This is a genomic window from Pseudarthrobacter sp. B4EP4b (genome assembly GCF_006680095.1).
In the GTDB taxonomy this organism is placed as follows: Bacteria; Actinomycetota; Actinomycetes; order Actinomycetales; family Micrococcaceae; genus Arthrobacter.
In genome coordinates this window covers 106,347-132,443 of record NZ_VHIJ01000001.1, presented here as the reverse complement: position 1 = coordinate 132,443, position 26,097 = coordinate 106,347, and the positions used below count along the sequence as shown (strand labels likewise).

Genomic DNA, 26,097 nt, shown 5'->3' with positions numbered 1-26,097 from the left:
GATGACCCATACCTGATGCATAGACAGGACCAATGAAGTTCCCCATCAGAATCGAAATCATCCCTGCCCAGGGAACCGTGGAGCAGGTCCAGGCCCTGGTGCCCAGGACCACCACGCTCAGCGTGACCTGCCTGCCGCACCACGGCATCGAACGGACCATGCGCACCGCGGTGGAGCTCAGTGATGCCGGCTACACCGTGGTGCCGCACCTCGCAGCCCGGAGCATCAGCAGCCGGGCCGAGCTCACCGAAATTGTCGGCGGCTGCGACGCAGCGGGCATCCGCGAAGTCTTCGTTATTGGGGGAGACCGGAAACAGCCGGCCGGCGTCTATGACTCGGCTCTTCCGGTCCTCGAAGACATCGCGCAGTACACCGGCGGGACCATGCGGGCCGGTGTGGCGGGCTACCCCGAGGGCCACCCTGCCGTGAGCCTGGTGGACCTGCTGGACGGGCTGCTGGCCAAGCAGCATTTGGCCTCGCACGTGGTTACCCAGATGTGCTTTTCCCCGGAGAAAATCCACGACTATGCAGCTCTCCTGCGCCGTGAAGGCGTTCACCTTCCCGTCTGGGCGGGTGTGGCGGGGGCCGTCCCGCGGACCAGGCTGGTGGCACTCGCCGGGCAGATCGGCGTCGGAAGTTCCCTGAAGTTCCTCAGCCGCAAGGGCCCGCTGGCCCGCAAACTCCTCAGCGGCGACCGCTACTCGCCGGACAGCCTGATCGACGGCCTGGAAAGCCAGCCGGGCAGCATCGCCGGCATCCACCTCTACAGCTTCAACAGCCTTGACCCGGTCCCAGCCGGACCGGAGCAAACATCCACTACCGCAGCACTTCAACCAACGATGATTCGAGGAGCAGCACGTGAGCACTAAACCCGTAACAACCCACCAGGAACCGCACTTGGAGCGGCAGCTTACCAACCGGCACATCCAGCTGATCGCCATTGGCGGCGCCATCGGCACGGGCCTGTTCATGGGCTCGGGCAAAACCATCTCCGCAGCAGGGCCGTCCGTCATCTTCGTCTATATGATCATCGGCTTCATGTTGTTCTTCGTGATGCGGGCCATGGGCGAACTGCTGCTGAGCAACCTGAACTACAAGTCCTTCAGCGACTTCGCCGCGGACCTGCTGGGCCCCTGGGCGGGCTTCTTCACCGGCTGGACCTACTGGTTCTGCTGGGTGATCACCGGAATCGCGGACGTGATCGCCATCGCCGGCTACTCCAAGGAACTCTGGCCCGGGCTGCCGCTCTGGATCCCGGGCCTGGCCACCGTGGCCATCCTGCTGTTCCTGAACCTGGTGACGGTGAAGGCGTTCGGCGAGACCGAGTTCTGGTTCGCGCTGATCAAGATCATCGCCATCGCGGCGCTGATCATCGTGGGCATGTTCATGATCTTCACGGGCTTCCAGTCCGACGCCGGCCCCGCCACCTTCACGAACTTGTGGAGCCACGGCGGGATGTTCCCCAATGAATTCATGGGTTTTGTGGCCGGCTTCCAGATTGCGGTGTTCGCGTTTGTGGGCATTGAGCTGGTGGGCACCACCGCCGCCGAGGCGAAGGACCCCGAGAAGAACCTGCCCAAGGCCATCAACTCCATCCCCATCCGCGTACTCCTGTTCTACGTGGGCGCCCTGATCATCCTGATGTCCGTCACCCCGTGGACCCAGTTCCAGGCCGGCCACAGCCCGTTCATCGCCATGTTCTCCCTGGCCGGCCTCGGCGCCGCCGCCACCGTAGTGAACCTGGTGGTCCTCAGCTCGGCGATGTCCTCGGCCAACTCCGGGATCTACTCCACCTCCCGCATGGTCTACGGCCTGGCACAGGAAGGCGACGCGCCGTCAGTGTTCCGCCACCTGTCGACCCGAAAAGTGCCGCAGAATGCCTTGTTCCTCTCCTGCGTGCTGCTGCTCTCCGGCGTAGTGCTGATGTACGCGGGCCAGGACATCGGCAAGGCCTTCGAAATGGTGACTACCGTGTCCGCCGTCTGCTTCGTGTTTGTCTGGTCCATCATCCTGGCCAGCTACCTCGCGTTCCGCCGCCGCCGCGCCCACCTGCACGAGGCGTCCAAGTACCGCATGCCCGGCGGGATCCCGATGGTGTGGATAGTGTTCGCGTTCTTCGGCTTCGTCCTCTGGGCCCTCACCACCCAGCCGGATACCCTGCTGGCGTTGCTGGTCACGCCGGTCTGGTTCCTGGTGCTCGGCGCCGCGTGGCTGGTGCTGCGCCGCCGGCCCGCACACCTGGCCCGTTACGAGACGTTCAAGTCCGAGCTTGCCCAGGACCTGGACACCGAGGCGTCCACCATCGGCCGCGACCTCGGAGCTGTGGAAGACGGGGCCAAGAAATGAGCACGGCGCTCGAAGAGCCAGCCCCCGCGGCGGCTGCGACAGCTGGGGAACCTGCTGCCGCCGTCGAACATATCCTGACCGTTGACTGTGCCGAATCGCCGGGCATTGTGCACGCGGTGTCGGCGTTCCTGCTCGAGCACGGCTGCGACATCGTCGACATCAAGCAGTACGGGGACAAGGCTCAGGGACACTTCTTCATGCGGGTGCACTTCGCCTCGGACTCGTCCGAAGGCAGCCTAAAGGAACCTCTCACCACCGATAACCTGCGCCGGCAGTTCGAGCCTGTGGCGGAGAAGTGGCAGATGAACTGGAAGCTGGAGCCGCAGGGCCGAAAACGCCGTGTGCTGGTGATGGTGTCCAAGATGGGGCACTGCCTCAACGACCTCCTGTTCCGGGCGCGCACGGGTGACATCCCGGTGGAGATCGTCGCGGTCGTCTCGAACCACCGGGACCAGGAAGGCCTGGTGCAGTGGCACGGCATTCCGTTCTTCCACGTTCCTGTCACGGCTGCCACAAAGCCCCAGGCTGAGGCGCGGCTCCTGGAACTGGTGGATGGGCTCGACGTGGAACTGGTGGTCCTGGCCCGCTACATGCAGGTGCTCAGCGATGAGCTCTCGGCCAGGCTGGCGGGCAAAACCATCAACATCCACCACTCGTTCCTGCCCAGCTTCAAGGGCGCCAGGCCCTACCACCAAGCGTACGAGCGGGGCGTGAAGACGGTGGGTGCCACCGCGCACTACGTCAACGCGGAACTGGATGAGGGCCCGATCATCGCGCAGCAGGTCATCGAGGTGGACCACACTTACACGGCGGACCACCTGGTGGCGGTGGGCCGGGACGCCGAGGGTGCTGCCCTCCGGAATGCCGTCCGCTGGCATTGCGAGGGGCGGATCCTGCTGCTGGGCAACCGCACGGTCATCCTCCGGTAGGCGCCATGAACCTTACTGGATTGCACAGTTGGCGGCGCGTTTCCTGGAATGCCCTGCCGGTGGGACAGTGGGTGCGCCTCTCACGGGACGGCGTGCCCCTGGGCTGCGGCGTGGTGGACGGCACCACACCCGACGGCTCCATCATCTGGGTGGTCATGGACGGCTGGGCCGAGCGCCGGATGTTCCACCGGGAGGACTTCGTCAAAGTGGAGATTGCGGGCTAAGCCCCCGGACAACGGCAGCGGACGACGGCGGGAGGTACCGCCGTCGTCCGCTTTGCCCTTTTCGCCGTTCCCGTCATTGACCGCCCGCCGCCGAGCCGCAACGATGAAGTATGACTGACGCAGCTGATACCGGTGCCCCTTTTGACGACGACAACATGGAGGAGGTTGACGCCGTGGAAACCGCGGAAAGCATTGCCGAAGAGGTCAAGGACGAGATCCGGCTGGGCCATGTGCAGGACGACGTAAGCCACGTGCTGGAGGAACGCTTCGATGAGGCGGGAATCAACCTGCGCCCCGAAGCGGTGGACGACCTCGCCGAGGAAATCGAGCGGGACGCCTCGACCTAACGAGGCATGCGCGGCCCGGGATTGGCCTAAGCTTCCCCTATGGGACTAATCATCACACTGCTTATCATCTGGCTTGTTCTGTCGATCCTGGGCTTCGTGATCAAGGGCTTGCTGTGGCTGGCGTTCATCGGCCTGATCCTGTTTGTGGCCACCGCTGTCTGGGGCTGGCTGAAGCGCAGAACCAGCGTCTGACGCGCTCCAGCCCAAAGACCGTGCGGGCCGGAAACGGCAGGCAACAACCTGGATTAGTGCGCTGGCCGTGTTGGGCGCATGGTTCCTTCGCCTTCGGGCGCGGAGCAATACCAGTGGTCCAGGTGGCCCGCACCCTTACTTCGGGCGAGCCGACGATTAAAGCAAGCGGACGACGGCGGGAGGTCCCGCCGTCGTCCGCTCTGCTGTGCACCGGCTATCGGGACTCTTGGTCGGGAGTCTTGGTCCGGAGTCAGTGCCAGAGGCCGAGGGCGAATTCCGCAATCACCGTGGAGAGCAGGAACGACGCCGTGACGGCAACCAGGCCCACGGGGATGATCTTCCAGCCAATGTTTTTCAGCAACGGGATGTCCTTGCCCAGCGACAGGCCCGCCAGGGTCAGCATCACGGTGGCGATGGAGAGGAAGTCAACGGTTTTGACCGCGGCATTCAACGGTTCCGCCGCGAAGAACCACGGGCTGGAGATGTAGGCGCCAATGGTGGTGATAAAAACGATGGCCGAGATCTTCCGGGTGGCCTTCGCCAGCGCGATGCTGACCAGGACCAAAACCAGCATGATCACGTAGCCGGCCACGATGCTGAGGCTGAAGCCCTTCGCCGCCACCGACGCCGTCGCGATGCCCAGGACCGTGAGGACCGAGAGGGACAGCCAGAGCGGCAGCTTCATGGCTGCCGCGGATTCGGCCACGCGCTCACGGAACCGCCGGTTTTCCTCCGCCTGGGCGGTCTCGCGGTCCATGTCTTCCGCGGTACGTGCTGCCGGTGCACCGGCGGAAGCCCCGGCAGCGCCGGCCGGTGCACCAGCCGTCACGGCAGCGTCTTCGCGTGCGGTCTGCTTGCGGGTGAGGAGCCGGTAGAACCGGTCGGCCAGCGGCAGGGCGATGTAGATGCCCACGTAAACGCCCAGGACCGTGGTGATCAGGTTGGACACGGCCGCCATGCCCAGGATGGCTTCCTGGTCCGCGGGGTAGCCGGCCACGATGCTCGCCGCGGACGCCGCCATCATGGAGCCGGACCCCACGCCGGCGCCCATGGCCAGGGCCAGCGGATCGAAGATCTTCCAGTTGGCCACGAGCGAGGTGAGGAGCGTGATGTAGACGGCGCCGAACAGCGTGCCGAACACGTACATGGCCAGAACGCCGCGGTACTGGTCTGAATCGGGGCCGTACTTCTCGGACACCATGGCGAAGGAGGGCTCGCGGTCCAGCGAGAACGTGGCGCCCACCGTTGCCGCCCCCATCCTCAGCAGCACAGCCAGGGGGAGCGCCAGCACGATGGTGCCGAGCAGGTGGCCCACCTCCTGGAGGAGCAGCGCGGGTCCGGCCTTGAGCAGGGTGGGCAGGCTGGGTCCGATGTTGAACGCCAGCCGGGCCACCAGCAGCAGTACGGCCACGCCCACCAGGGCCGCCGCCACCCGCTGCAGGTCGATGCCCAGGGGCTTGAACTTCTGGATGGAGACCAGCAGGCCCAGGATGAGGCCCCACACCATGGGGAAGATGATGATGGAGCCGATTCCCACATCGATCTTCACCTGCCCAATGAACTGGACCGCCACGGCGATCACCAGGGCCAGGGCGGCGATCGGGATGGTCAGCTTGGCCCCGGCCCTATCAGCCCGGGCTGTTTTGGTGGTGCTCATGATGTGCCTTCCTGCGTGAAAGTACGACGGCGGTACGCAGCTTTGATGAAGCGGTCCCGTTCGGTGGGGGTTGAGGCGGCGGCCGCGGCGGTCCAGGCCAGCGCAACGGCTGCCTCGAACATCACGCCGTACGCCCCGGGAGTGTCCGCAAGTGCGGCAAACGCGTGCGAGTGGATGGGCACGTCCGCGCCCGGGATGCTCAGCCACGGGTGCAGGGACGGGATGACCTGGGAGATGTTGCCCATGTCGGTGGAGCCTCCGCTGAGGCCGGACGACCGCGAGGTGTCCTTGCCGAAGGCGCCCATCGCGTCGGTCCAGTGCGCTGCGAGGGCGTCATCCTGGAGCAGCGGTTCGTACAACGGTTCCGCTTCCTCGATGACCAGGGTTGTTCCGGTGGCCAGCGCGGCGCCTTCGAAGCAGTTCCGGACCCGCTGGTGCAGGGCCTCGTACTCCGGCAGGGTGAACGCACGGCATTCGAACTGGACCACCGCCTTCTCCGGAATGATGTTGGTGACGTGCCCGGCCTCGGCCACAAAGCAGGCAACGCGGTGGTCGCTGGGGATCTGCTGGCGGAGCAGGCCGATGGCCACCTGGCTCAGGACCGCTGCATCGGCGGCATTGACGCCCTGGTGCGGGGCTGCCGCGGCGTGGGCCGCCTTACCGGTGAACGTCGCCTTGTAGCGGCCCACCGCTTGGGCGCTGGTGCCGGTGGGGTTGTAGGTGAGCCCGTCCTGGACGGGGTGGACCATCAGGGCCAGCCCGACGCCGTCGAACGCTCCTCGTTCCAGCATCAGCGCCTTGCCGCCGCCATGCTCCTCGGCGGGGGTGCCGATGGCCTTCAATGTGATGCCGAGCTGGTCCACCAAGGGTAGGAGGGCGAGGGCGGCGGCCACCGAGGCGCCGGCGATCAGGTTGTGGCCGCAGGCGTGGCCGATGTCTGGAAGCGCGTCGTATTCCACGCACAGCGCCACCGTCAGTTCGCCGCTGCCTGCGCTCGCCGAGAAGGCGGTGGGAAGGCCTGAGGTGCCACGCTCCACCTCGAAGCCGGCCTCCTCCAGCAGGGCGGCAATGGCCCCAGCGGAGCGGACCTCCTCGAAGGAGATCTCCTTGAACGCGTGGACTTCCTGCGCCAATGCCTGGACTCGGGGTTTCCAGTGGTCGACGCCTTGTGCCAGGGTGCCGCGAAGGGCTGCCGGGGCGGGGGATGGGTTGGTCAGTTCCATGGGCATCTTCCTTTGGGGTGCGGCGTTTAGGGCGGGTTAGTAGGACAGGGACGGGAAAGGAGACCCGGCCGCGCGGGTGGGCACCCAGATGGCCTTGGTCTGCGTGTATTCGTCCAGCACGCCGGGTCCGGAGGAGCGGCCGTGGCCGGAATCGCCGAAGCCGCCGAACGGAACCGCCACGTGGATGGTCTTGTACGAGTTGATCCAGAAGGTGCCGGCCTTCACTTCGCGGGCCACGTGGTGGGCGCGGGACACGTCGGAGGTCCAGACGGCACCGGCCAGGCCGAAGTTCGTGTTGTTGGCCCGGGCGATGGCTTCGGCTTCCGTGTCGAAGGCGTCGGCGCCCACTACGGGACCAAAGACCTCCGTGGTTTCGAGGCGGTTGGCCGGGGTGACGCCGTCCAGCAGGGTGGGCATCACCCAGTGCCCGCCGGCCAGGGCGGACCCGGCCAGGGACTCCGGCAAAGCGGCTTCTGTGACCCGGCGGCCGCCGTCGTTCATTCCTGCCTCGATGAGCGTGGTGACGGTCGCGAACTGCTGGGCGGTGATGATGGGGCCCACCTCGGTGTCCGCGCTGAGCGGGTCGCCCACCCGGAGACGTGCGGCCTTGGCGGCCACCAGCTCCACGAACTCTGCGTGGACGCTGCGCTCCACCAGCAGGCGCGATCCGGCCACACAGGACTGGCCCGCGCCGGAGAAGATGGCCGAGACGGCGCCGTCCGCGGCACGGTCCAGGTCCGCGTCCGCGAAGACAATGTTGGCGCTCTTCCCGCCGAGCTCCAGCAGGGCGGGAATCCCGGCCTGGGCTGCAGCCACCGCAACGCGGCGGCCGGTGGGGACGGAGCCGATGAAGCTCACCTTGCCCACGCGCCGGTCCGTGGTCAGGGCTGCGCCCACAGTCTGGCCCAGCCCGGCCGCCACGTTGAAAACGCCTGCCGGCAGCCCGGCTTCGTGCGCCAGTTGGGCGAGCCGGACCGATGAGGCCGGGGTGAATTCGCTGGGCTTGATGATCACCGCGTTACCGGCCGCGAGCGGGGCCGCGGAGTTCCAGCCGGCCGTAAACAAGGGAGCATTCCAGGGCGTGATGGCCACGACGACGCCCCACGGGACGCGCTCGGTGTAGGTGTGCCAGTTGCCCGGGACAGGGATGGTCTGGCCGGTCAGCTTGTCCGCCCAGCCGGCGTAATAGCCGAACATCTCAGCAACTTTCGCGGCTTCGGCGCGTGTGTCCCGGATGGGCTTGCCCGTGGTGGCGGATTCGAGGATGGCGAGCTCCTCCCCGTGCTGTTCCACCGCCCGGCTGACGTTGCGGAGGATGGCGGCCCGTTCGAAGCCGTTCAGTGCGCCCCAGACTTTGGCACCCGCCGTCGAGCTTTCCAGGATGGCGTTGGCACCCTCGGCGCCGGGGTCCGCGTAGGTGGCGAACGGTTCGCCGGTGGCAGCCGCGGTGAGGGTAATGGACTCGCCGCTGCCGGTGGTTATCTTGCCGTCGACGAAGGCGCCGAGGCCGGCTGGGAAGGCTGCATCCAGGACATTCTTAGCGGTGGCTGCCGAGGAGGAGGTGGGTGCTGTGGTGACGCTCAATGTCGTGTTCCTTTGGGAGCTGCGGGTTGGGTATTAGGTGCCTGAAGCGTTGCCGGGGACGGCGCTTGGTGCCGCGTCTGATGCCCCGCTTGGTGCTCCGGCGGGAGTGATGGCCGGGGCCACGGTCCGGGCGATTTCCGTGAAGTCAGCCTTCGGTCCAAGCGCGGCCAGGGCATCCTGCCACTGGCTGGCCACGGCGGCCAAGAGTGCGGGCTTTTCGCCGATCCGGGCGGCGACCTCCACGGCGAGGGCGGCATCCCGGGCCATTAGGCCCAGGGAGAAACCGGAATCGTGCGTGCCGCTGAGCACCCAGTTGGGGTACATGTTGGCCGAGACTTTGCTGCCCCCGGACGCGTTGCTGATGCTGGCCGCGGCGGTGGCGGGGTCGATGCCGTAGGCCTTGGCGACGCCCAGTGCTTCACCGACAGAGACGAGGTTGGCGGCGGCAAGCACGTTGTTGAGGAGTTTGACCACGTTGCCGCTGCCGGGGCCGCCGATGTGGCTGTATTTCCCGCCCGTCAGCGCTAGCAGGACGGGCTCGGCGGCAGCGAGGGCCTCGTCCGTGGCACCGACGAAGGCGCTCAGCGAACCGGTTGCTGCGCCGTCGCGGCCACCGGAGACGGGTGCGTCCACGAAGGCCGCTCCCTGGGTTTGGGCAAGCTCGGCCATGTTTTTGCTGGTGCCCGGTTCGGAGGTGGTGGTGTCGATAATCGCCACGGTGCCCGGCTCTTTGAGGAGCTGCGGCACTGTGCTTTCCACGATGCTGGCCGCGGGCAATGACAGCACTGCGTAGGGTGTCCCGGCGGCATCCGCAAGGTTGGGAATGGTTTTGATGCCGGTTTGTTCCGCGGCGGTACGTGCCTCGCCGGAGGGGTCGAAGCCTGTGACCTGCCAACCCGCCCGGTGCAGGGTGGCGGCCATTGCTCCGCCCATGGCGCCGAGCCCGATGACGGCTATCCGGCGATCGATCTGGTCATTCATCAAATGCTCCTGTGAAGTTAAGGCGGGTCAGTCGAGGTAGATGTCGAGGTCTTTCCATAGCTGCTGGGTGCGGCGGATGGCGGCCCGGCTGCGCTCGGGGTGTGCTGCCTCCATCCCGGCGAGCAACCCGTAGACCAGCGAGTTCGCGGCGGTGACGGACTGGAAGAAGGAGATGCCCTCGGAGGCCACCACCAGAAGGTGGTCGGCGGCGGCTGCCAGGCGGCCGCGGCGCATGTCGCTGATGGCGATGACCGTGGCACCGGCGGCTTTGGCGGCTTCGGCGGCCACGATGACCTGCCGGACCGAACGCCACATGTTGATCACCACCAGCACATCGCCGGGGCCAAGGGTGTTGGTGCTTGAAGCCAGGTGGACGCCGCCGCGGTTTTCCAGGGAGATGGGATACCCCATAGTGGAGCCGAGGTGGGCCATCACGCTTGCGGGGCCGGCGAAGGAGCCGATCCCGACGACGGTGATGGACTTCGCCGCGGCCATCGCCGCAATAGCGGCCTCGGCTTCGTCTGCCGTATTCGATTCGAGGGTCAGCCGGAGGTTTTCAACGTCGTGGTTCAGGGCGTCGTGCAAGGGGCTGCGGTGTTCGCCGTGCTCGGTGAGGGTGTCCTCCGTGGAAATCATCACGAGGTAGCGCGAACGGAGTTCCCGCTGCAGGTCCGGCCATCCTCGGTAGCCCAGGTGCTGGGCAGCGCGGACCACGGTGGAGTTGTTGACATCGGCCCGCTGCGCGATTTCCGCAATATCCGCGTAGGAGGAGAGTTGTGGATTCCGGGTGATGACCTCCACTACCCGGCTTTGTGCCTTGGTGAGCGGAACATCCGGGATCGCGTCGCCGAGCCATGCCTGGGAGCTGTCCCCGGCACCGTTGCTGCCGTCGGCAACAGGTGCGGAGGCTTCCGCTTCTGCGGTTTTGGTGTTCAAGGAAGACCTGTTCTGTAACGCAGATCACTCTGCAAGGGTGATTGCATTAAATGTACTCTGCAATTTTGATTGCTTCCAGTGGTTTGCGTTTCGTGGAGGTAAATCCTCGTTGTGGTTGCCCGTTTCCCGCGGGACCATAGTGGTATGGATGCTGAATCTCCCAAGGCCGGGGAGCTGAGCCTTCCCCAGGCATTCCTCCTTCTCGCAACCAACGACGCTGACGGCGGGGCAGAAATCACCCAGCCCGTTCTGCAGGCCGGCGTAGCCGGGGCAATCCTGGCGGAGCTGGATCTGCTCGGTGCCATTGAACTGCAGGGCAAGCACGTCAGGGTCACAGGCGGCCCTGTGCCCGACGGGATTCAGCACCACTTGGAGCTCATCCGGCATAAATCCAGGCCGCACACTTCCCATCGCTGGGTTTCAATCCTGGAAAGCCGTGCCGAGGTGCATCGGATTTATGAGGAGCTGGCTGCGCAGGGCGTGGTGAGGCACGTCGGCGAAAAGCGCCTGGGCCTGTTCAGGATCAGGCGGTATCCGGAGCAGGACCATGCGCCCAAGGCGGCGCTCCTCAAGGACATTGAGGCCGGGCTGGGAAGCGGAACAGCCGATGCGCGCACCACGGCCTTGATCGGTCTGCTGCATGTGACGGGGCTGCTGGAGAAGCTCTTTGCCGATGCTGATCACCACCGGGCCAGGGACATAGCCAACAGCCACTGGCCATCCCACGCAGTTGCCGAGGAAATCCGGATGATCGCGCTGGCGGAGGCGGAGGCGGCCACTTAGCACTCGTTGCGGCAGCGCGCTCCCTGGGGCGGGCATTAAACGCAGGCGGACGACGGCGGGAAGTTCCGCCGTCGTCCGCTTTGCTTTTGTTTTATGTAGGGTGAGCCGTCAGTCGTCGTACGTGTTGGCGATGTAGACGTCACAGGGGGCGTTGTGCGCCACGCTGTTGGCAACGCTGCCCAGGAGCCGGCCGATGCCGCGCATCCTGCGGTTTCCCACCACGATGACCTTCGCGTCCAGGCGGATGGCTTCCTTGATCAGGGCGTCGGCGGGCTTGCCGCGGGCGGCCGAGTGGGTGATGGACACCTGCCCTGAGTTGGAGAGCGAGTTCGCAACCATCTCGGCGGCGTCCGCGTTTGAGATCCGCACCTTGTCCGACCCGACGCCGAAGGTTTCGGCGCTCTCGGTCTCGAATGCTGTCACCACGTGCAGTGAAGCTCCCAGCGACGCCGCGAGGTCGCGTGCAGCCTCCGCGGCCTTCTTGGCGGACTCGCTGCCGTCCACGCCTACAACAACTACGTCACTCATGCATTGCTCCTTTACTGGTATCCATTACTTGGCGTTCAGATGCCAGTCTAGAGAACGTGGACCGGTTGCCCCCATGTCATTTTGCGGATGGCGTCGCTTTGGAGTCCGCTGAGGGCCGCGAGTTCGAAGTCGTCCATCACGCCGAGCCGGCGTGCCGCAGCCAGGAGTTTCAGGCGCTGTTCCTCAAGTGCTGCCCTGGATTCCTCCAACTCAGTGAGCTCGGACTTCAGCCGGGCGATGACGTCGAGCTGCTGCTCGGCGGGCTGGCCTGAGGGATGCAGGTCGATATATGTCAGGCCGATAGTCCTGATGGTCCAGCGGGAAAGGCCGGCAGTTTGGGCCAGCCGGGTGACCTTGACGCCGTCCCGGAGCGCCTGCGCAACGTGCTGGTTCAGCCGGGCGGACAGGGGGCGGCTGCTGCTGGCATTGAAGGCAAGCCGCTGCCGGTTCGCCTTTAGCAGCGTCCGGATCTTCTCCGCGTCTACGGTCGGCTTGTCAGGCCTGGGCATTCCGCGGTAGCGGTAGTAGCCGGCGTCGCCATGGTGCGTAACGGCCAAGGTCACTCCTCGGTTGGAATTTTGCCGGATGGGCCACATACCCGGATGGGTCACCTTCGAGGCTAGGCAGTGTCGGATGCATGGCGGAAATACCAATTGTGAGTGGACCCATAACGGGAAAGTGTGGGCTTGCCAGCCATAAGGGACGCTTATCCGTCCACGCAGTATTGGTCTTATCCATACCCGCCGGATTTCCCTAGTGTCGAAGAAACGAGTACCGCTCGCTCCTGACTCCCTAGGAAAAGACCATGCCTGAATTTGTCCCTGCATCGCGGGTGTCCCGCATCAAGTCTTCGGCCAGCGTGGCCGCCGCCGCCCGTGTACGTGAACTGAAGGCGGAAGGGCGCCGCATCCTCGATCTCACGGTTGGCGAGCCGGACTTCGATACCCCGGCGCATATCAAGGCAGCAGCGGTTGAAGCCATTAGCCGCGGCGAAACCAAATACACGTCCGTCACCGGCACCCCTGCCCTGCAGAAGGCCATCCTCCAGACCCTGGCGCAGCGGACCGGCCTTGAGTACACCCCTGCCGAGATCACCATCGGCGGCGGTGCCAAGCAGGTCATCTTCACCGCATTCATGGCAACGCTCGACGCCGGCGACGAAGTGATTGTCCCCGCCCCCTACTGGGTTTCCTATCCGGACATGGTGCTGGCCAATGACGGCATCCCGGTGGTGGTTCCGTGCGGCGAGGACGTTGGCTTCAAGCTCACGCCCGACGCGCTGACCGGTGCACTGACCGACCGCACGAAGTGGGTCATCCTCAACGCACCGTCCAACCCCACCGGCGCCGTCTACTCCCCGGCGGAACTGCGCGCGCTCGCCGATGTCCTGGCCGGCTTCCCGCACGTCCACGTCCTGACTGACGAAATCTATGACCAGATCTACTTTGGCGACGGCAAGCTGACCAGCCTGGTGGAAGTAGCCCCCGAACTGAAGGACCGCGTCCTCGCCGTCAATGGCGTATCCAAGGCCTACGCCATGACCGGCTGGCGGTTGGGATACGCGGCCGGACCGGCTCCGGTGATCGCCGCTATCAACAAGCTGCAGTCCCAGATCTCGTCCTGCCCTTCCTCTGTTAGCCAGGCCGCCGCCGTCGCGGCGCTGACCGGCGACCAGGGCTTCGTCCGGGACAGCCTCGAGGTGTACCGCAAGCGGCGGGATACGGCAGTGGCCAGCCTGAACGCCGTCGAAGGTTTGTCCTGCACGACGCCGGAAGGAGCCTTCTACGCCTACGTCAACTGTGCGGGGGTTATTGGCAGGACGACGCCGGATGGCGAAGTCATCAGCGACGACCAGGACTTCACGCTATACCTGCTGGAGGCCACCTCCGTGGCGGTCATCCAGGGATCGGCCTATGGCCTGGGCCCGTACTTCCGCATCTCCTACGCCACCAGCCTGGACGTCATCGAGGAGTCCATCGCTGCCATCGACAAGGCCGTCCGGGCCCTCAACTGACCCAAACCACCGAAGGAAAAATGCCGTGATTCACGTTAAAACCAACATCGACCGCCCCAGCGCCGACGCCGTCAGCCGGCTCGCGAAGTTCTCGTCGGCCACCATTCATGAGGCACAGGGGCGCAAGGGTGCGCTGAGCTCCCGCATCAAACCCATCGACAGGTCGATGTCCTTCTGCGGCCCGGCCACCACCGTCCGGTGCGCGCCGCGGGACAACCTCATGCTGCAGGTGGCCATTCACTATGCCGAGCCCGGCGACGTGATCCTGGCCGCAGCGGGGGAGTACGAGGAAGCCGGGACTTTCGGCGATGTCCTCGGCAACGCCATGAAAGCCAAGGGCCTGGCCGGCCTGGTGACGGACTCCGGCGTCCGCGACACCCAGGACCTCATTGAACTGGGGCTGCCCGTCTTCTCCGGCAGCGTGTCCATCAAGGGCACCGTCAAAGAGACCATCGGCCCCATCAACCACCCGGTAGTGTTCGGCGACGAGATCATCTACCCCGGCGACGTCCTGCGCGGCGACGCCGACGGTGTTGTGGTGGTCCGCAAGGACGAGATCGAGGAAGTTATCCGTCTTTCGCAGGAACGCGACGACGCCGAGCGCGAGCTCATCAGCCTGTACAAGGCTGGCGGCACCACCATCGACCTGTGCAATCTCACGGATGTGTTGAAGGCGAAGGGACTGCTGGTCGAGCAGGCCTAGGAGCCTGAGAATGCCGGCACTGAAGCAGCAGTGCAGCCGCCGCGGATCTGGTCCTGCGGCGGCTTCGCTGCGTCCCGGTGGTTGAGGCTGGGGAGCGAAACCCCAAAGCCCGGTGGTTGGTTCTGCGGCCGGGCAAAACTCATCCGGTGGTTGAGCCTGCCACTGAGCATGACTGAGCCGGTGGTTGAGCTTGCCACTGAGCATGACTGAGCCGGTGGTTGAATTGTCGAAACCCCAAAAGCCGGTGGTTTAGCCTGTCGAAACCCCAAAGCCCGGTGGTTGAGCCTGGGCCCACGGCCGCCAGCTCCCGGCCGGGCGTGACCGATTCGGTGGTTGAGCTTGTCGAAACCCGGAACTCAGCAACGAGTCAGGCGGGTGGGGAGCAGAACCCGCTGGTTTAGCCTGGGCCTACGGCCGCCGGCTCCCCGTCCGGGCGTGACCAAGTCGGTGGTTGAGCTTGTCGAAACCCGAAACCCAGCAACGAGTCAGGCGGGTGGGGCGTGCAGGAACCACTCGAGTGCTTGTTCTCCTGGGGAGAGCCCAAGGTAGACAAAGTCCGGGGGATCCCCAGTCGCGGACTGTAGTTGGGCAGGCCAGTGTGGTGGTTCCCAGTCGTGGTGTTCGGCTTTGTAGTGGCGGCCGGTGGGTGAGGTCCAGCCCGGTGGTTCGTTTTGGGTGGCCGTGGTGGGCGTCCATCCGGTGGAGTGTTTGAGGCGGTGGTGTTTGGGGCAGAGCTGGGCCAGGTTGCTGATCCCGGTGGTGCCGCCGTGTTGCCAGGCTTGAAGGTGGTCTGCCTCGTTGTCCAGGGAGGGGTTGTTGCAGCCGGGGAAAGTACATCTTCCGTCCCGAAGCTGCAGGGCTTTTTTCATGGCCTTGGTGAGCCGGTAGCTTGTACGGCCGATCTCCATGGGCGCCCCGTCCCGCGGATCCACCAGCACCCGATAGAACGAACCGGCACCTTCAGCAACTAGCCGCCGGGCCATTGACGCCGGGATCGGGCCGTAGCCGTCCAGCATGGCGGGCTCATCGGTCAGGCCCTCGAGGGAGAATACCGGCACGGTGACCAGCACCTGCGCCTGGATCCGCGACGACGGGCCAGCCGCCGTACCGGAGTCGTCACTGCCTGCACCGGCAGACCCGGCGTTGTTGCCGCTGCCAAGGATCGCATCGGTGAACTTGTCGGCCTTCAACTGGGTGAGGGTGCGGGACTCGTCGGGTCCTTGCATCCCGCGGGCGAGGGCGGTGAGCCGGTTCCAGCCCGCCATCGCCTGGTCCGCGGGCAGGCAGGCGGACAACCAGGCCATCCCGTCCCGGTCCGGCCGGTATTCCACCCGCCGGTCCGCCACACCCTTGGCATGGCGTTTCTCGATGGATTCGGGGTGGTGGCGTTCCCGCCAGTTCCTGGCCTTGGCACGGAACCGGTACGCGGGCAGCTCCCCGATCGGGGCAGCCGCGGCCGGTCGGGGCAGGTCCGGGTCCAGGAAGTGGGCCTCGAGTGCGGCGGCGCCGGCGGGGTCAAGGCCGGCTGTTTCCTCCACCATGACCAGGGCGTGCGGCCAGGTGATCGTTCCTGTCTGCAGCGCCGAGAAGGCCAGCGGCAACTCCTTGGCCATGGCGTGGGAGGCGGCCAGGAACGCGCCGGCTGCCCTGGGACCGAGGGCCAGGAGGGCGCCGATTTCCGCGGCGACAGCCATTTCCAGTGCCTGCACCGGGGCGTCCGGCCCCGCAATGGCGTGGGCAGTGTCCGCGTACGTCACGGCAGCCCGGGCCTTCACAGCGGCGAACCCGGCCTCCGCCACTCGCGCCCCGGCAAGAATGTCAAGGCACCCATCCGCCAAACCGGCAAACGGATCAGCAGCCGAGTATGGCTCCGAACCACACCCATCCACCTCGGAATTGAGCACGGCAAGGGCGGCCTTGATGTCCTCAAACGCCTTCACCACCGCCGCTTTCCCCATAAACCCATCATGACAAGGGGGTCTGACATTCCTCGAGGGAGGGGCCGGGGATGGGATGACCCGGACGGGCGCCATTGTCCAGATTGGGAGCAAGCGCCGGAGTGGGCAGGAAACCGAGACAGGAAGGGGAGGTCCCGATACGAAAAGACAGGCTTGGATAGGGAAGTGGCAGGCCTGCGGAAACGCAGGCCAGACGGAAGAGGCGGGGCCGGATATGGAAATGGCAGCTTTCCGCGGAAGAGCCTTCTAACGTGCCGGAAGCGGGTACTCCGGCGGCCCGAACATGGCATCCTCCAGCAGCCAGACCGTGGACCCGCCCCTGCCTGCCGGCATGAGGCTGCCCTCGAAGACGAAAACAGGGTCCGTCGAGCGGTCCTCCGGACGCCAGAATCCATTCGCCGGGCAGTGGAATCCAGTTTTGGCCATCAGGCCCAGACCCTTACCGCTAATCCTCCGCAACGTATCTATCTTTTTCACGGCGTGCTCCAATTAATTCTTCAAGGATTGAATCGGCCGTAAATTCCGGCCTTGAATTAATTTTAGGATCCACAGTGAAGCAGCGCTAAGACCAAAGACGCGTGACCCAATAAGCGCGTGCTATGGAAACTAGCGGGCGTACTTATTGTTGAGCATTTCCTGAAGCATTTCCTTCAGGACCAGCAGGACTGCGGACGCCGCTTCCGAGAGGGGATCGTGGTCCGGGGTGCACAGGGCGATTTTGCACTGGAGTGCCGGGTCTACGATCCGCAGGACGTTGAAGTCCTCCTCGTGAAACAGGGCATCCGCTGCGGACTTGGGCATGATGGTGGCACCCAAGTCAGCGCGCAGCAACCGGGCGAGGGACGGAACGGATTCCACCTCGCCCACCAGCCGCAGCTCTAGCCCCTTGCTGGTGAGCCCCGCCTGGACAGCCTGGCGAAGAGTGTGGATCTGTTCGGGCAGGAAGAGTCCGTGGCGGGCCACTTCTTCAAGGGAGATCTCGCCGTCCGCGTGCTTGACGTCCTCCCGGTTGGCATTGACCACAAAGTGGAGGTCCTCCACGATCATGGTGGTGAACAGCACGCCCCGGATGGGACCGGGCTCGTAGATGAGTGCCATGTCCAGGCGGCCATTCTTGATGGCCTCGCTAAGGACGCCGCCATAGATCTCCGTAACATGCAGGACGATGTCCGGGTATCTGCGCGCCACTTCGCTGATGATCCGGGGAGTCAGGCTGGAGGCCATGCTGTACGGCGCGATGGCGATAGACACGCGGCCGGAAGGGGCTGCCCCGGACTTGGCAACGTCCTGCCGGGCCTGGTCAACGAGGCGCAGGATGGATTGTGCGTGCCGGTACAGGGTGTGGCCTGCAGCAGTGGGCACCACACCCTGTTTGCTGCGGATCAGCAGCCGCTGCTTCAGGTCTGTCTCCAGCGCGGAAACCTGCTGGCTCAGTGCCGGCTGGGCCACATGCAGCGCCGCGGCCGCCTTGGTGATGCTTCCCGAATCCACGATCTGGACAAAGTACGCAAGCTTTCGCGTATCCATGGCCGCCCTCTCCCTGTTCAGATCGTCACCGTGCAGATCGTCCCCGTCGGGAACGTCACTGTCCGGACATCCTTGTCCTGAACGCTAATTCACTAATCAGTCATTCTACCCCCGGCCAATCATGCAATTTCCTGATGGCGTCAGATGCTTTTTGCATAGCTAAATCGTTAATTGCTCCGAGCCATTCCTTTTAACATTCCGGAAATGTACGGCACTTACCTTGAAGGCGATCGATAACCGGAATTGGCGGGCAACAGGCCTTTAGTGGAGGAGGTGACATATGGACTCTCTATGCCACAGTCCGGCGGTCATAACCCCCGCCTATCCCGTGACATGGATTACGTCTTTGTGTGATCAAAGTCCCGGTGCCAGACTTTTTCTACAGTCCGGTGATCCGGGCAACCGGACCAAAGCCCCACAGGCTGGTCCCCACCACTCCCGCTTCAGGCGACAGGCGCTGTGCCGCTGTACAGCGCTGCGCCAAAACCCCCAAGGAGGGCTCAGATGGGACCCAGAGTTGATCTCGTGGCAGATCTCGGAGAAGGCTTCGGTGCCTACTCCATGGGCGACGACGCAGCCCTGCTCGAAGTGGTGTCCAGCGCCAACATCGCCTGCGGCTTCCACGCTGGAGATCCGGACATCATGAACACCACCGTGGCCGAATGCGTGCGCCGCGGCGTCAGCATCGGGGCGCACCCGAGCTTCCCGGACCTCCGGGGCTTCGGCCGCCGCGCCATGGACCTCACCGCAGACGAAGTCCGCAACGACGTCCTGTACCAGTTCGGAGCCCTCAGCGCTTTCGCCGCCTACCATGGCGCCGGCGTCGTCCATCTTGCACCGCACGGCCGCCTCGGCAACCTCGTGGCCACGCGCCCCGACTATGCAGAAGCCGTGGCTGACGCGGCCGCCCGCATCAACCCGGATCTCATCGTCCTCGCCCAGGACGGCGAACTCGCCGATGCCGCCGCAGCCCGCCAGCTCCCTGTGGGCATCGTGGGCATCGCAGACCGCGCCTACGAAGCGGACGGCACCCTGGTGCCGCGCAGCCGTCCCGGCGCCGTCATCCATGATCCTTCGGCCATTGTTGAGCGCACCATCCGGATGGTCTGCGAAGGCGTCATCGAAACCGTTGCCGGAACAGACCTCCCGATCGTTGCCGACACCATCCTGCTGCACGGGGACACCCCGGGCGCCGTCCAGCTGGCCCGCCAGGTCCGCGCTGAACTGGAACGCGCCGGCGTCACCATTGCACCGCTCGCCCAGGTCCTCGCCGCCAAAGTGAAAGCCGCCTGACATGCCCGCCACCCCAACGCCAGCACAGCCTCCGGTGGAGGTGTTCGAATCCGGTGACGCCGCCCTCCGCGTCGTCACGTCCTCCTCGGACCGGGAGGCAAACTGGGCGACGGTCCATGCCCTCGCCGGCTGGCTGGACGCTGCCGGTATCGACGGCGTCCACGGGGCAGTGCCCACCTACGACTCGCTTCTCGTGGAATTCGATCCCGGCGTCACCTCAGCGCGCCAGGTCCGGGCTTTCGTCCTTCTGGGCCTGCGCCAGCTCGAATTCACCGGCGCCCCCGCCCGGGAACCCCGCGAATTCCTTGTTCCCGTGGTGTATGGCGGCGAATATGGCCCGGACCTGGAGCGCGTTGCCGAACAACAGCAGCTCTCCGTCGAGGACATCATCGCCCTTCACACCACCAAGTCCTACGTGATCCGCTGCCTGGGCGCCCCCGCCGGCTCGCCCATGATGGACGGCCCCGATTTCCCCTTCCCTGTGCCCCGCCTCAAGGACCCCAGGCTGTCCGTGCCCGCAGGGGCAGTATCGGTGGCCGGCCGGCAGGCAGTGATTGCACCGGCCGCGGCGCCAGGCGGCTGGTGCGTCATCGGCCAGACCCCCCTGACCGTCCTAGATGTCGCCGCCGAACCACTGGTTCCCTACGTCCCCGGCGACACCCTGCGCTTCCAACAGATCCAGCCTGAAGAGTTCGCGAAGTACGCCGGCAGGAAACTGGAGGCGACACAATGAGCCTGGTCATCCAGCAGCCCGGCAACTCAGTGGTAACTGACCTGGGACGCTTCCGCGGACCCCGGTTCGGGCTGCCCGTGAACGGCGCGCTGGACCAGTTCTCGGCCCGCGCCGCCAACATCCTTGCCGGCAATCCGGACAACGCCCCGCTGCTGGAAGTTACCGCACTGGACTTCCGCATGCGGGCCACCACGGACCTCCTCATCGCCGTCACCGGCGCGCCCCTGCACCTCACGGTGGGCGGGCGCGAGTGCCAGCAGTGGGAGCCGGTGTCCGTACGGGCGGGGGAGACGGTGGCGCTCCGAAGGATCGACGGCGGCCTGCGCGCCTACATCGCCGTCCACGGCTCAGTGGAGGCGCCGGTCCTGCTGGGCAGCTGCGCGCCGGACACCGTCGCCGGATTCGGCCTGCGGCTCATCGAAGGCACGGAACTGAAGACTTTCCGCAGCGTTCCGCCCATCCGCCAGCCATACTTCGACCTTCCCCTCTTCCGCCTGGGCCTCACCCGGCCGCAATTCACCAGCACGGCCGTGGTGGAAGTGACGGACGGACCCGATGTGGAGGAGTTCGGCGGCACCGCGGACCTGCTCTACAACACCGAGTACACCGTCAGCGCCCGGAGCAACCACATCGGCCTGCGGCTGGGCGGGGCCCTTCCCGAACGCCAGTCCACGGCCGAGGTGCTGTCCCGGGGAGTCCCGGTGGGCGCCATCGAGGTGCCGTCCCGGGAAGAGCTCCTGGTGCTGCACCGCGGCCGGGGGGTCACCGCCGGCTACCCCGTCCTGGCAGTGGTCACCAGCCGCTCGCTGGACGTCCTGGCCCAGGCCCGCCCCGGCCACAAAATCATCTTCCGAAGAACCTCCGTCCCGGAAGCAACAGCCAAATACCGCGCAGCGCTCCGGGAACTGGAAACACTCCGCTCCACCGTCAGTACCGTCTTCGCCCTCCTGGGCGTCGGCAACCAGCCAGGCAACCCATCAAGCAACCAGCCAAGCAACCACTACAGCAACCAACCAGGCTGGCCCCGGCTCGCGCCGGCAGCAGGAAGCTAAACACCCTCGCCCCGGCGTCAAACCCTTGTTACCATCCCCTTAAGTAAGGAAAGCCATGTCCACTTCTACGCATGCGGCCCAGCCGCACCAAGAGCGGCTCAGCAGCAAGCAGACCCGCAAGGTCGTCACGGCCGGCTGCGTCGGCATCTTTGTGGAACTTTATGACAACGGCATCTTCGCCTTCATGGCGGGGACCCTTGCCCTTGTTTTCCTGGCTCCCGGCAACCCGGACAACGCCCTGTTGTTCGTTTTCGCCGGCTACGCCGTCTCCTTCTTCGTGCGCCCCCTTGGCGCCGTGGTCTGCGGCTACCTGGGCGACAGGATAGGGCGGCAAAAGCTGCTGGTCTTCGTCATCCTGCTGATCAGCGTGGCCACGGCCGGCATCGGCCTGCTGCCCAACTACGCGGCCATCGGCATCGCGGCGCCCATCCTGCTGGTGCTGCTCCGTCTGCTGCAGGGTTTCTCCGTGGGCGGCGAAGCTGCCGGCGCCATGACCTTCCTCGCCGAGCACGCCCCGGAAGGCAAGCGCGGCATCATCACCTCCTACGCCCAGATCGCCTCCTTCGCGGCACTGCTGACCGGCACCCTGGTTGCCTTCTCCATGTCCCCGTGGCTCACCCAGGCAGCGATCGACGGCGGCGGGTTCGGTGCGTTCGCATGGCGCATTCCGTTCCTGGTTGCCATCCCCATGGGCATCATCGGCTGGTACATCCGCAAGGCCATCGCGGACACCCCCAACTTCCAGAAGCTCAAGGAAGAAGGCGGGCTGTCCAAGAACCCGCTCAAGGAAGCCTTCGCCTCCGCAGAGCACCGCCGCGCCATGCTCCTGGCCCTGTTCATCCCGCTGATGAACGGCTCCGGCTACTACGTCCTGTTCTCCTACATGCCCACATTCCTCAAGGGCAAGCAGCTCAACTTCACCATCGGCGAGGCACTGCTGGTCACCGCCTGCAGCCTGGTGGTCATCTGCATCGCCATCCCGTTTATGGGCGCACTCTCGGACAGGGTAGGCCGCAAGAAAGTCATCGCCGGTTCCGCCATCGCCATGGCCGTCCTGGGCATCCCCTCCTACGCCCTGATCGCCACCGGCGAGATGGCCCTGGCCATCCTGGGTGCCTGCATCATGGCAGTGGTCTTCGCCGGCCACACGGCAGTGATCCACATCCTGATCGTGGAACTCTTCCCCACCCGCGTCCGCTACTCCGCCTACGGCCTGGGCTACAACATCTCCTCGGCACTCTTCGGCGGCACCGCCCCGCTGCTGATGACCTGGCTGATCTCGTCCACCGGCAACATCTACATGCCCGCCTTCTACGCCGTGATTACCGCACTGGGCACGCTCGCCGCCGTCAGCACGGTGAAGGACAGGGCGCACCTGCCGCTCCGCGACGCCTGACCTTTCCCGCGACAACTACCACCGCAGCCCCGAGCTGCCCACAGGAGATATCCGTGACTTTTTCTGACTACTCAACCGCCCTGGTGACCGGTGCCTCCACCGGCATGGGTGCCGCCATCGCCGAACGCCTGGCCAAGCGCGGACTCACCGTCCACGCCGTAGCCCGGAACGAGGACCGCCTGAAGGAACTCGCGGACAAAACCGGCGCGGTGCCCCACGTGGTGGACCTGACCGACACCGCGGCCCTGACTGCCGCCGTCGGAAGCCTTGAAGTGGACATCCTGGTGAACTGCGCCGGCGTCTCCCGGCCAGGCAACATCCTGGACTCCAGCGAGGGCGACATCGATGAACTCATCGACGTGAACCTCCGCGGCCTGCTGCAGCTGACCCGGCTGGTGCTGCCGGGTATGGTGGACCGCGACCGCGGGCACGTCATCAACGTCAGCTCCATCGCCGGCGTGTACAACTTCTACGGCCACACGGTTTACCACGCCACCAAGGCCGCGGTGCACCAGATCTCCCGCCAGCTCCGCAACGACACCGTGGGCAAGCGCATCCGCGTCACCGAGATCTGCCCCGGCCGGGTGGAGACGGAAATCTTCGGCCGCAACATGGGCGGAACGCCGGAGGCCATGGAAGAGGCGTGGAAGACCTACTACGAGGGCTACGAATCGCTGACCACCGATGACATCGTCAACGCCATGGATTACGCCATCGAAACACCCCGGCACGTAAATGTTGGCATGCTTGAACTGATGCCCACGTTCCAGGTGCCCGGCGGCCTCACATTCGACCGGCGCTAGCCACCGCCACGCCAACCAGTTCCACCGATTGATAGGTTCCCGATGCAAACAGTCCGCACCGTCAGCTTCCCCGACCAGCAGCTCCTCGACGATCTGTCACCCCTGCCCGCCGGGCTGCGGGGAGTGGTCTGGGACCTGAATGAGGATCCCGACGGCGGGACGCTGGCTGAGATCGACGGCGTCATCCTGCCGTACATCAACGCCGGCGCAGTGCTGGGGTCCCTGGCCAGGGTGCAGGACCTGAAGTTCGTCCAGACCCAGTCCACGGGGTACGACGGCGTGATTGAGGCTGCGGGCCCGGCGGCCGGCGTGGCAAACGCCTCCGGAGTCCACGCGGCGGCGACGGCGGAGCTCGCCATCGGCCTGATCCTCGCCAAGCTGCGGGGCATCGACCAGGCCGTCCGGGACCAGCAGTACGGGCTGTGGCGGCCGGAGCGGCGGCAGTCGCTGGCGGACCGCAAGGTGCTGCTGGTGGGCGTGGGCGGAATCGGGCACGAGATTGCGCGCCGGCTGGAGCCCTTCGAAGTCTCCATTACCCGGGTGGGCAGCTCGGCCCGGACGGATGAGCACGGCCAGGTCCACGCGTCCTCCGAACTGGCCGCGCTCGCCGCCTCGCACGACATCCTGGTTTCGGTGCTGCCCCTGAACGAGCACACCCACCAGCTGATCGGCGAAGAGGTCCTGGCTGCCCTGCCGGACGGTGCCCTGGTGGTGAACGTGGGCCGCGGTTCCGTGGTGGACACCGCCGCGCTGACCAAGGAAGTCCTGTCCGGCCGCCTGCAGTGCGCCATCGACGTGGTTGATCCCGAGCCGCTGCCGCAGGACCACCCTCTCTGGTCCACCACGAACGCCCTGATCACGCCGCACGTGGGCGGCAACGCCTCGGCGTTCCAGCCGCGGATCCTGAAGCTCCTCCGGAAGCAGCTCGAGGCGCTGGCAGCCGGCCAGATTCCGGCCAACCTCGTCCAGGAAGGTCCGTTCGCATGAGCTCACTTTTCGACCTGACCGGCCGGGTTGCGCTGGTCACCGGTTCCAGCCGCGGGATCGGCAACGCCCTGGCAAGGGCATTGGCCGACGCCGGTGCAACAGTGGTGCTGAACGGCGTCAATGAGGAGCGGCTCAAGGATGCCGCGGCGGCCATGGCTGCGGACTTCGCGCCGGGCCGGGTGCACAGTGTGGCCTTCGACGTCACGAATGACGCCGAGGCCGCGCGCGGCGTTGCCTGGGTGGAAGACCACGTGGGGCCGCTGGAGATCCTGGTGAACAACGCCGGGATCCAGCACCGGGTGCCGATGCTGGACCTGGATGTGAAGGACTGGGAACGGGTGATCTCCACGGACCTGACCAGCGCGTTCCTGGTGGGCCGGGAAGCTGCCCGGTTCATGATCCCGCGCGGGCACGGGAAAATCATCAACATCTGCTCCGTCCAGACGGACCTGGCCCGGCCCACCATCGCGCCCTATATCGCGGCGAAGGGCGGGCTGCGGAACCTGACCCGTGCCATGACCGCTGAGTGGGCGGCGTCCGGGCTGCAGATCAACGGCATCGCTCCCGGCTATATCCACACCGAGATGACGCAGAACCTGGTGGACGATGAACAGTTCAACACCTGGATCCTGGGCCGCACCCCGGCCAACCGGTGGGGGACCGTGCAGGACCTCGCGGGCCCTGCCGTGTGGCTTGCCTCCAGCGGTTCTGACTTTGTCAACGGCCAGACCATCTTCATCGACGGCGGAATGACGGTGGTGGTCTGATGTCCCTGGATACAGCGCTCCCCATTACCGGCCCGGCTGTGGTGGCCCATGCCGCGAACGATCTCCGGATCGATGAACTGACCCTCGCCGCTCCGGCCCCGGACGAGGCCGTGATCGAGGTGCACTACGGCGGCATCTGCGGCTCGGACCTGCATTACTGGCTGCACGGCGCGGCCGGCGAATCCATCCTCAAGGCGCCCCTGGTGCTGGGCCACGAGATTTCCGGGACAGTGGTCCGTGCCGCTGCTGACGGCACCGGTCCGGCAGCGGGCACCCCGGTGGCGGTCCACCCCGCCACGCCCGGTCCTGGCGCGGCGCGCTACCCGGAGGACCGGCCCAACCTTTCGCCCGGCTGCACGTACCTGGGCAGCGCCGCACGGTTCCCGCACAAGGACGGCGCGTTCAGCCGCTACGTGAACCTGCCGACCCGGATGCTCCGGACCCTGCCGGACAACATCGATCTCCGCACCGCCGCCCTGATCGAGCCGGCCTCGGTGGCCTGGCATGCAGTGGCGAGGGCCGGAGACGTGGCCGGAAAATCCGCGCTCGTGATCGGAAGCGGCCCTATCGGCGCCCTTGCCGTTGCGGTCCTGAAACGGGCCGGCGCAAGCCGCATCACCGCCGTCGACATGCATCACAAGCCGCTGGAGATCGCCCAAGCCGTGGGAGCGGACCAGGTGATCACCGCCGGTGATGCCGAGGCGATCGCCGGCGTGGAGGCCGACGTCGTGATTGAATCCTCCGGCAACCACCACGGCCTGGCGTCCGCCATCCAGGGCGCCACCCGCGGCGGTACCGTGGTGATGGTGGGGCTACTGCCCACCGGGCCGCAGCCGGTGCTGATCTCGCTGGCCATCACTCGCGAGCTCGAGCTGAAGGGTTCGTTCCGGTTCAACGACGAGATCGACGACGTCATTGCCGCCCTCGCTGACGGTTCGTTGCACATTGAGCCCGTCATCACGCACGAATACCCGGTGGAGGACGCGCTGGAAGCCTTCGGCGTGGCCCGGAACTCTGCGGAATCCGGGAAGGTCCTGCTCAGCTTCGGCGCCAAGCCTTAGCACCAGCCTCCGGGCAGCGCACATAACAGCAGCGCACATAACAGAAGCGGGCGACGGCGGGAGGTCCCGCCGT

The 26,097-nt window shown here is 65.9% G+C and carries 28 protein-coding genes; 17 read left to right on the top strand and 11 right to left on the bottom strand.

What is annotated here, in order from left to right; translation table 11 throughout:
* The first annotated feature begins 32 nt into the window (after window positions 1-32).
* The 6 genes from FNL14_RS00675 to FNL14_RS23165 all read left to right on the top strand — a co-directional run bounded on the left by FNL14_RS00675 (window position 33) and on the right by FNL14_RS23165 (window position 4,038).
* Window positions 33-869, top strand: a complete 837-nt coding sequence (locus FNL14_RS00675; protein ID WP_142056758.1) for a methylenetetrahydrofolate reductase — start codon at window positions 33-35, stop codon at window positions 867-869.
* On the top strand, window positions 859-2,346 hold the full coding sequence (cycA, locus tag FNL14_RS00670; protein WP_142056756.1) for a D-serine/D-alanine/glycine transporter: 1,488 nt from the start codon (window positions 859-861) through the stop codon (window positions 2,344-2,346). Before FNL14_RS00675 ends, cycA begins: the two co-directional genes overlap by 11 nt.
* The gene (purU, locus tag FNL14_RS00665) at window positions 2,343-3,275 is read left to right on the top strand and encodes a formyltetrahydrofolate deformylase (RefSeq protein ID WP_142056754.1); all 933 of its coding nucleotides are present in this window, start codon (window positions 2,343-2,345) and stop codon (window positions 3,273-3,275) included. Before cycA ends, purU begins: the two co-directional genes overlap by 4 nt.
* 5 nt (window positions 3,276-3,280) lie before the next feature.
* The gene (locus FNL14_RS00660; protein ID WP_142056752.1) at window positions 3,281-3,499 is read left to right on the top strand and encodes a hypothetical protein; all 219 of its coding nucleotides are present in this window, start codon (window positions 3,281-3,283) and stop codon (window positions 3,497-3,499) included.
* Between the two features lie 110 nt (window positions 3,500-3,609).
* The gene (locus tag FNL14_RS00655) at window positions 3,610-3,846 is read left to right on the top strand and encodes a hypothetical protein (protein ID WP_091421635.1); all 237 of its coding nucleotides are present in this window, start codon (window positions 3,610-3,612) and stop codon (window positions 3,844-3,846) included.
* Between the two features lie 39 nt (window positions 3,847-3,885).
* Window positions 3,886-4,038, top strand: coding sequence for a hypothetical protein (locus FNL14_RS23165; RefSeq protein WP_167344656.1), 153 nt, complete (start codon window positions 3,886-3,888; stop codon window positions 4,036-4,038).
* 250 nt (window positions 4,039-4,288) lie between these two features.
* Here the strand turns inward: FNL14_RS23165 and FNL14_RS00650 are convergent, their stop codons facing one another.
* Genes FNL14_RS00650 through FNL14_RS00630 form a run of 5 tightly spaced genes read right to left on the bottom strand, consistent with a single transcriptional unit; the run spans window position 4,289 to window position 10,419 of the window.
* The gene (locus FNL14_RS00650; RefSeq protein ID WP_142056750.1) at window positions 4,289-5,695 is read right to left on the bottom strand and encodes a DUF3100 domain-containing protein; all 1,407 of its coding nucleotides are present in this window, start codon (window positions 5,693-5,695) and stop codon (window positions 4,289-4,291) included.
* Window positions 5,692-6,918: an amidohydrolase gene (locus tag FNL14_RS00645; protein WP_142056748.1), complete on the bottom strand. Its 1,227-nt coding sequence runs from the start codon at window positions 6,916-6,918 to the stop codon at window positions 5,692-5,694. The genes FNL14_RS00650 and FNL14_RS00645 overlap by 4 nt, the downstream gene beginning before the upstream one ends.
* A gap of 36 nt (window positions 6,919-6,954) precedes the next feature.
* Window positions 6,955-8,502 (bottom strand): aldehyde dehydrogenase, encoded by a 1,548-nt coding sequence (locus tag FNL14_RS00640; RefSeq protein ID WP_142056747.1) that lies wholly within the window; start codon window positions 8,500-8,502, stop codon window positions 6,955-6,957.
* A 33-nt stretch (window positions 8,503-8,535) separates the two neighbouring features.
* Window positions 8,536-9,483: an NAD(P)-dependent oxidoreductase gene (locus FNL14_RS00635; RefSeq protein ID WP_142056746.1), complete on the bottom strand. Its 948-nt coding sequence runs from the start codon at window positions 9,481-9,483 to the stop codon at window positions 8,536-8,538.
* Window positions 9,484-9,510: 27 nt separating this feature from the next.
* Window positions 9,511-10,419, bottom strand: a complete 909-nt coding sequence (locus tag FNL14_RS00630) for a MurR/RpiR family transcriptional regulator (protein WP_142056745.1) — start codon at window positions 10,417-10,419, stop codon at window positions 9,511-9,513.
* A 144-nt stretch (window positions 10,420-10,563) separates the two neighbouring features.
* On the opposite strand from FNL14_RS00630, the gene FNL14_RS00625 reads away from it, so the two are divergent.
* The gene (locus FNL14_RS00625) at window positions 10,564-11,202 is read left to right on the top strand and encodes a GPP34 family phosphoprotein (RefSeq protein WP_142056744.1); all 639 of its coding nucleotides are present in this window, start codon (window positions 10,564-10,566) and stop codon (window positions 11,200-11,202) included.
* Window positions 11,203-11,310: 108 nt separating this feature from the next.
* Here FNL14_RS00625 and FNL14_RS00620 read toward each other — a convergent pair whose 3' ends face one another.
* Window positions 11,311-11,730: a universal stress protein gene (locus tag FNL14_RS00620; RefSeq protein WP_142056741.1), complete on the bottom strand. Its 420-nt coding sequence runs from the start codon at window positions 11,728-11,730 to the stop codon at window positions 11,311-11,313.
* A 47-nt stretch (window positions 11,731-11,777) separates the two neighbouring features.
* On the bottom strand, window positions 11,778-12,287 hold the full coding sequence (locus FNL14_RS00615) for a hypothetical protein (protein ID WP_142056739.1): 510 nt from the start codon (window positions 12,285-12,287) through the stop codon (window positions 11,778-11,780).
* Between the two features lie 248 nt (window positions 12,288-12,535).
* On the opposite strand from FNL14_RS00615, the gene FNL14_RS00610 reads away from it, so the two are divergent.
* The gene (locus tag FNL14_RS00610; protein ID WP_142056737.1) at window positions 12,536-13,744 is read left to right on the top strand and encodes an aspartate transaminase; all 1,209 of its coding nucleotides are present in this window, start codon (window positions 12,536-12,538) and stop codon (window positions 13,742-13,744) included.
* 25 nt (window positions 13,745-13,769) lie between these two features.
* A complete protein-coding gene (locus FNL14_RS00605; protein WP_142056735.1) occupies window positions 13,770-14,447 on the top strand; it encodes a 4-carboxy-4-hydroxy-2-oxoadipate aldolase/oxaloacetate decarboxylase in 678 nt (225 codons plus the stop codon).
* Here FNL14_RS00605 and FNL14_RS00600 read toward each other — a convergent pair.
* The 4 genes from FNL14_RS00600 to FNL14_RS00585 form a co-directional block, all read right to left on the bottom strand.
* The gene (locus tag FNL14_RS00600; protein WP_142056733.1) at window positions 14,444-14,644 is read right to left on the bottom strand and encodes a hypothetical protein; all 201 of its coding nucleotides are present in this window, start codon (window positions 14,642-14,644) and stop codon (window positions 14,444-14,446) included. The genes FNL14_RS00605 and FNL14_RS00600 overlap by 4 nt on opposite strands.
* Before the next feature lie 288 nt (window positions 14,645-14,932).
* A complete protein-coding gene (locus FNL14_RS00595; protein WP_142056730.1) occupies window positions 14,933-16,405 on the bottom strand; it encodes an HNH endonuclease signature motif containing protein in 1,473 nt (490 codons plus the stop codon).
* A 246-nt stretch (window positions 16,406-16,651) separates the two neighbouring features.
* Window positions 16,652-16,831 (bottom strand): hypothetical protein, encoded by a 180-nt coding sequence (locus FNL14_RS00590; RefSeq protein ID WP_181762496.1) that lies wholly within the window; start codon window positions 16,829-16,831, stop codon window positions 16,652-16,654.
* 180 nt (window positions 16,832-17,011) lie between these two features.
* The gene (locus FNL14_RS00585) at window positions 17,012-17,932 is read right to left on the bottom strand and encodes a LysR substrate-binding domain-containing protein (RefSeq protein ID WP_142056725.1); all 921 of its coding nucleotides are present in this window, start codon (window positions 17,930-17,932) and stop codon (window positions 17,012-17,014) included.
* A gap of 504 nt (window positions 17,933-18,436) precedes the next feature.
* On the opposite strand from FNL14_RS00585, the gene FNL14_RS00580 reads away from it, so the two are divergent.
* From FNL14_RS00580 to FNL14_RS00545, 8 genes are read left to right on the top strand one after another with little or no spacing between them, the layout of a single operon-like run.
* Window positions 18,437-19,225: a LamB/YcsF family protein gene (locus FNL14_RS00580; RefSeq protein ID WP_142056722.1), complete on the top strand. Its 789-nt coding sequence runs from the start codon at window positions 18,437-18,439 to the stop codon at window positions 19,223-19,225.
* A gap of 1 nt (window position 19,226) precedes the next feature.
* A complete protein-coding gene (locus FNL14_RS00575) occupies window positions 19,227-19,958 on the top strand; it encodes an allophanate hydrolase subunit 1 (RefSeq protein WP_142056720.1) in 732 nt (243 codons plus the stop codon).
* Window positions 19,955-21,010 carry a biotin-dependent carboxyltransferase family protein gene (locus tag FNL14_RS00570; RefSeq protein WP_255470650.1) on the top strand — a complete coding sequence of 352 codons (1,056 nt, stop codon included), beginning with the start codon at window positions 19,955-19,957 and terminating at the stop codon, window positions 21,008-21,010. The genes FNL14_RS00575 and FNL14_RS00570 overlap by 4 nt, the downstream gene beginning before the upstream one ends.
* Before the next feature lie 55 nt (window positions 21,011-21,065).
* Window positions 21,066-22,406: an MFS transporter gene (locus tag FNL14_RS00565; protein WP_091421598.1), complete on the top strand. Its 1,341-nt coding sequence runs from the start codon at window positions 21,066-21,068 to the stop codon at window positions 22,404-22,406.
* 53 nt (window positions 22,407-22,459) lie between these two features.
* Window positions 22,460-23,209, top strand: a complete 750-nt coding sequence (locus tag FNL14_RS00560) for an SDR family oxidoreductase (RefSeq protein WP_142056718.1) — start codon at window positions 22,460-22,462, stop codon at window positions 23,207-23,209.
* 42 nt (window positions 23,210-23,251) lie between these two features.
* Window positions 23,252-24,196 (top strand): 2-hydroxyacid dehydrogenase, encoded by a 945-nt coding sequence (locus FNL14_RS00555; RefSeq protein WP_142056715.1) that lies wholly within the window; start codon window positions 23,252-23,254, stop codon window positions 24,194-24,196.
* Window positions 24,193-24,963 (top strand): SDR family oxidoreductase, encoded by a 771-nt coding sequence (locus tag FNL14_RS00550; protein ID WP_142056713.1) that lies wholly within the window; start codon window positions 24,193-24,195, stop codon window positions 24,961-24,963. The genes FNL14_RS00555 and FNL14_RS00550 overlap by 4 nt, the downstream gene beginning before the upstream one ends.
* Window positions 24,963-26,024 carry an L-idonate 5-dehydrogenase gene (locus FNL14_RS00545; RefSeq protein ID WP_181762495.1) on the top strand — a complete coding sequence of 354 codons (1,062 nt, stop codon included), beginning with the start codon at window positions 24,963-24,965 and terminating at the stop codon, window positions 26,022-26,024. The genes FNL14_RS00550 and FNL14_RS00545 overlap by 1 nt, the downstream gene beginning before the upstream one ends.
* Window positions 26,025-26,097: the final 73 nt, after the last annotated feature.

Bases quoted from the DNA above. Each gene is read 5' to 3' on its own strand.
- FNL14_RS00675 (WP_142056758.1), top strand. From the start codon at position 33: ATGAAGTTCCCCATCAGAATCGAAATCATCCCTGCCCAGGGAACCGTG.
- purU (WP_142056754.1), top strand. From the start codon at position 2,343: ATGAGCACGGCGCTCGAAGAGCCAGCCCCCGCGGCGGCTGCGACAGCT.
- FNL14_RS00660 (WP_142056752.1), top strand. From the start codon at position 3,281: ATGAACCTTACTGGATTGCACAGTTGGCGGCGCGTTTCCTGGAATGCC.
- FNL14_RS00655 (WP_091421635.1), top strand. From the start codon at position 3,610: ATGACTGACGCAGCTGATACCGGTGCCCCTTTTGACGACGACAACATG.
- FNL14_RS23165 (WP_167344656.1), top strand. From the start codon at position 3,886: ATGGGACTAATCATCACACTGCTTATCATCTGGCTTGTTCTGTCGATC.
- FNL14_RS00650 (WP_142056750.1), bottom strand. From the start codon at position 5,695: ATGAGCACCACCAAAACAGCCCGGGCTGATAGGGCCGGGGCCAAGCTG.
- FNL14_RS00645 (WP_142056748.1), bottom strand. From the start codon at position 6,918: ATGGAACTGACCAACCCATCCCCCGCCCCGGCAGCCCTTCGCGGCACC.
- FNL14_RS00635 (WP_142056746.1), bottom strand. From the start codon at position 9,483: ATGAATGACCAGATCGATCGCCGGATAGCCGTCATCGGGCTCGGCGCC.
- FNL14_RS00625 (WP_142056744.1), top strand. From the start codon at position 10,564: ATGGATGCTGAATCTCCCAAGGCCGGGGAGCTGAGCCTTCCCCAGGCA.
- FNL14_RS00620 (WP_142056741.1), bottom strand. From the start codon at position 11,730: ATGAGTGACGTAGTTGTTGTAGGCGTGGACGGCAGCGAGTCCGCCAAG.
- FNL14_RS00610 (WP_142056737.1), top strand. From the start codon at position 12,536: ATGCCTGAATTTGTCCCTGCATCGCGGGTGTCCCGCATCAAGTCTTCG.
- FNL14_RS00595 (WP_142056730.1), bottom strand. From the start codon at position 16,405: ATGGGGAAAGCGGCGGTGGTGAAGGCGTTTGAGGACATCAAGGCCGCC.
- FNL14_RS00590 (WP_181762496.1), bottom strand. From the start codon at position 16,831: ATGGCCAAAACTGGATTCCACTGCCCGGCGAATGGATTCTGGCGTCCG.
- FNL14_RS00585 (WP_142056725.1), bottom strand. From the start codon at position 17,932: ATGGATACGCGAAAGCTTGCGTACTTTGTCCAGATCGTGGATTCGGGA.
- FNL14_RS00580 (WP_142056722.1), top strand. From the start codon at position 18,437: ATGGGACCCAGAGTTGATCTCGTGGCAGATCTCGGAGAAGGCTTCGGT.
- FNL14_RS00575 (WP_142056720.1), top strand. From the start codon at position 19,227: ATGCCCGCCACCCCAACGCCAGCACAGCCTCCGGTGGAGGTGTTCGAA.
- FNL14_RS00570 (WP_255470650.1), top strand. From the start codon at position 19,955: ATGAGCCTGGTCATCCAGCAGCCCGGCAACTCAGTGGTAACTGACCTG.
- FNL14_RS00565 (WP_091421598.1), top strand. From the start codon at position 21,066: ATGTCCACTTCTACGCATGCGGCCCAGCCGCACCAAGAGCGGCTCAGC.
- FNL14_RS00555 (WP_142056715.1), top strand. From the start codon at position 23,252: ATGCAAACAGTCCGCACCGTCAGCTTCCCCGACCAGCAGCTCCTCGAC.
- FNL14_RS00550 (WP_142056713.1), top strand. From the start codon at position 24,193: ATGAGCTCACTTTTCGACCTGACCGGCCGGGTTGCGCTGGTCACCGGT.
- FNL14_RS00545 (WP_181762495.1), top strand. From the start codon at position 24,963: ATGTCCCTGGATACAGCGCTCCCCATTACCGGCCCGGCTGTGGTGGCC.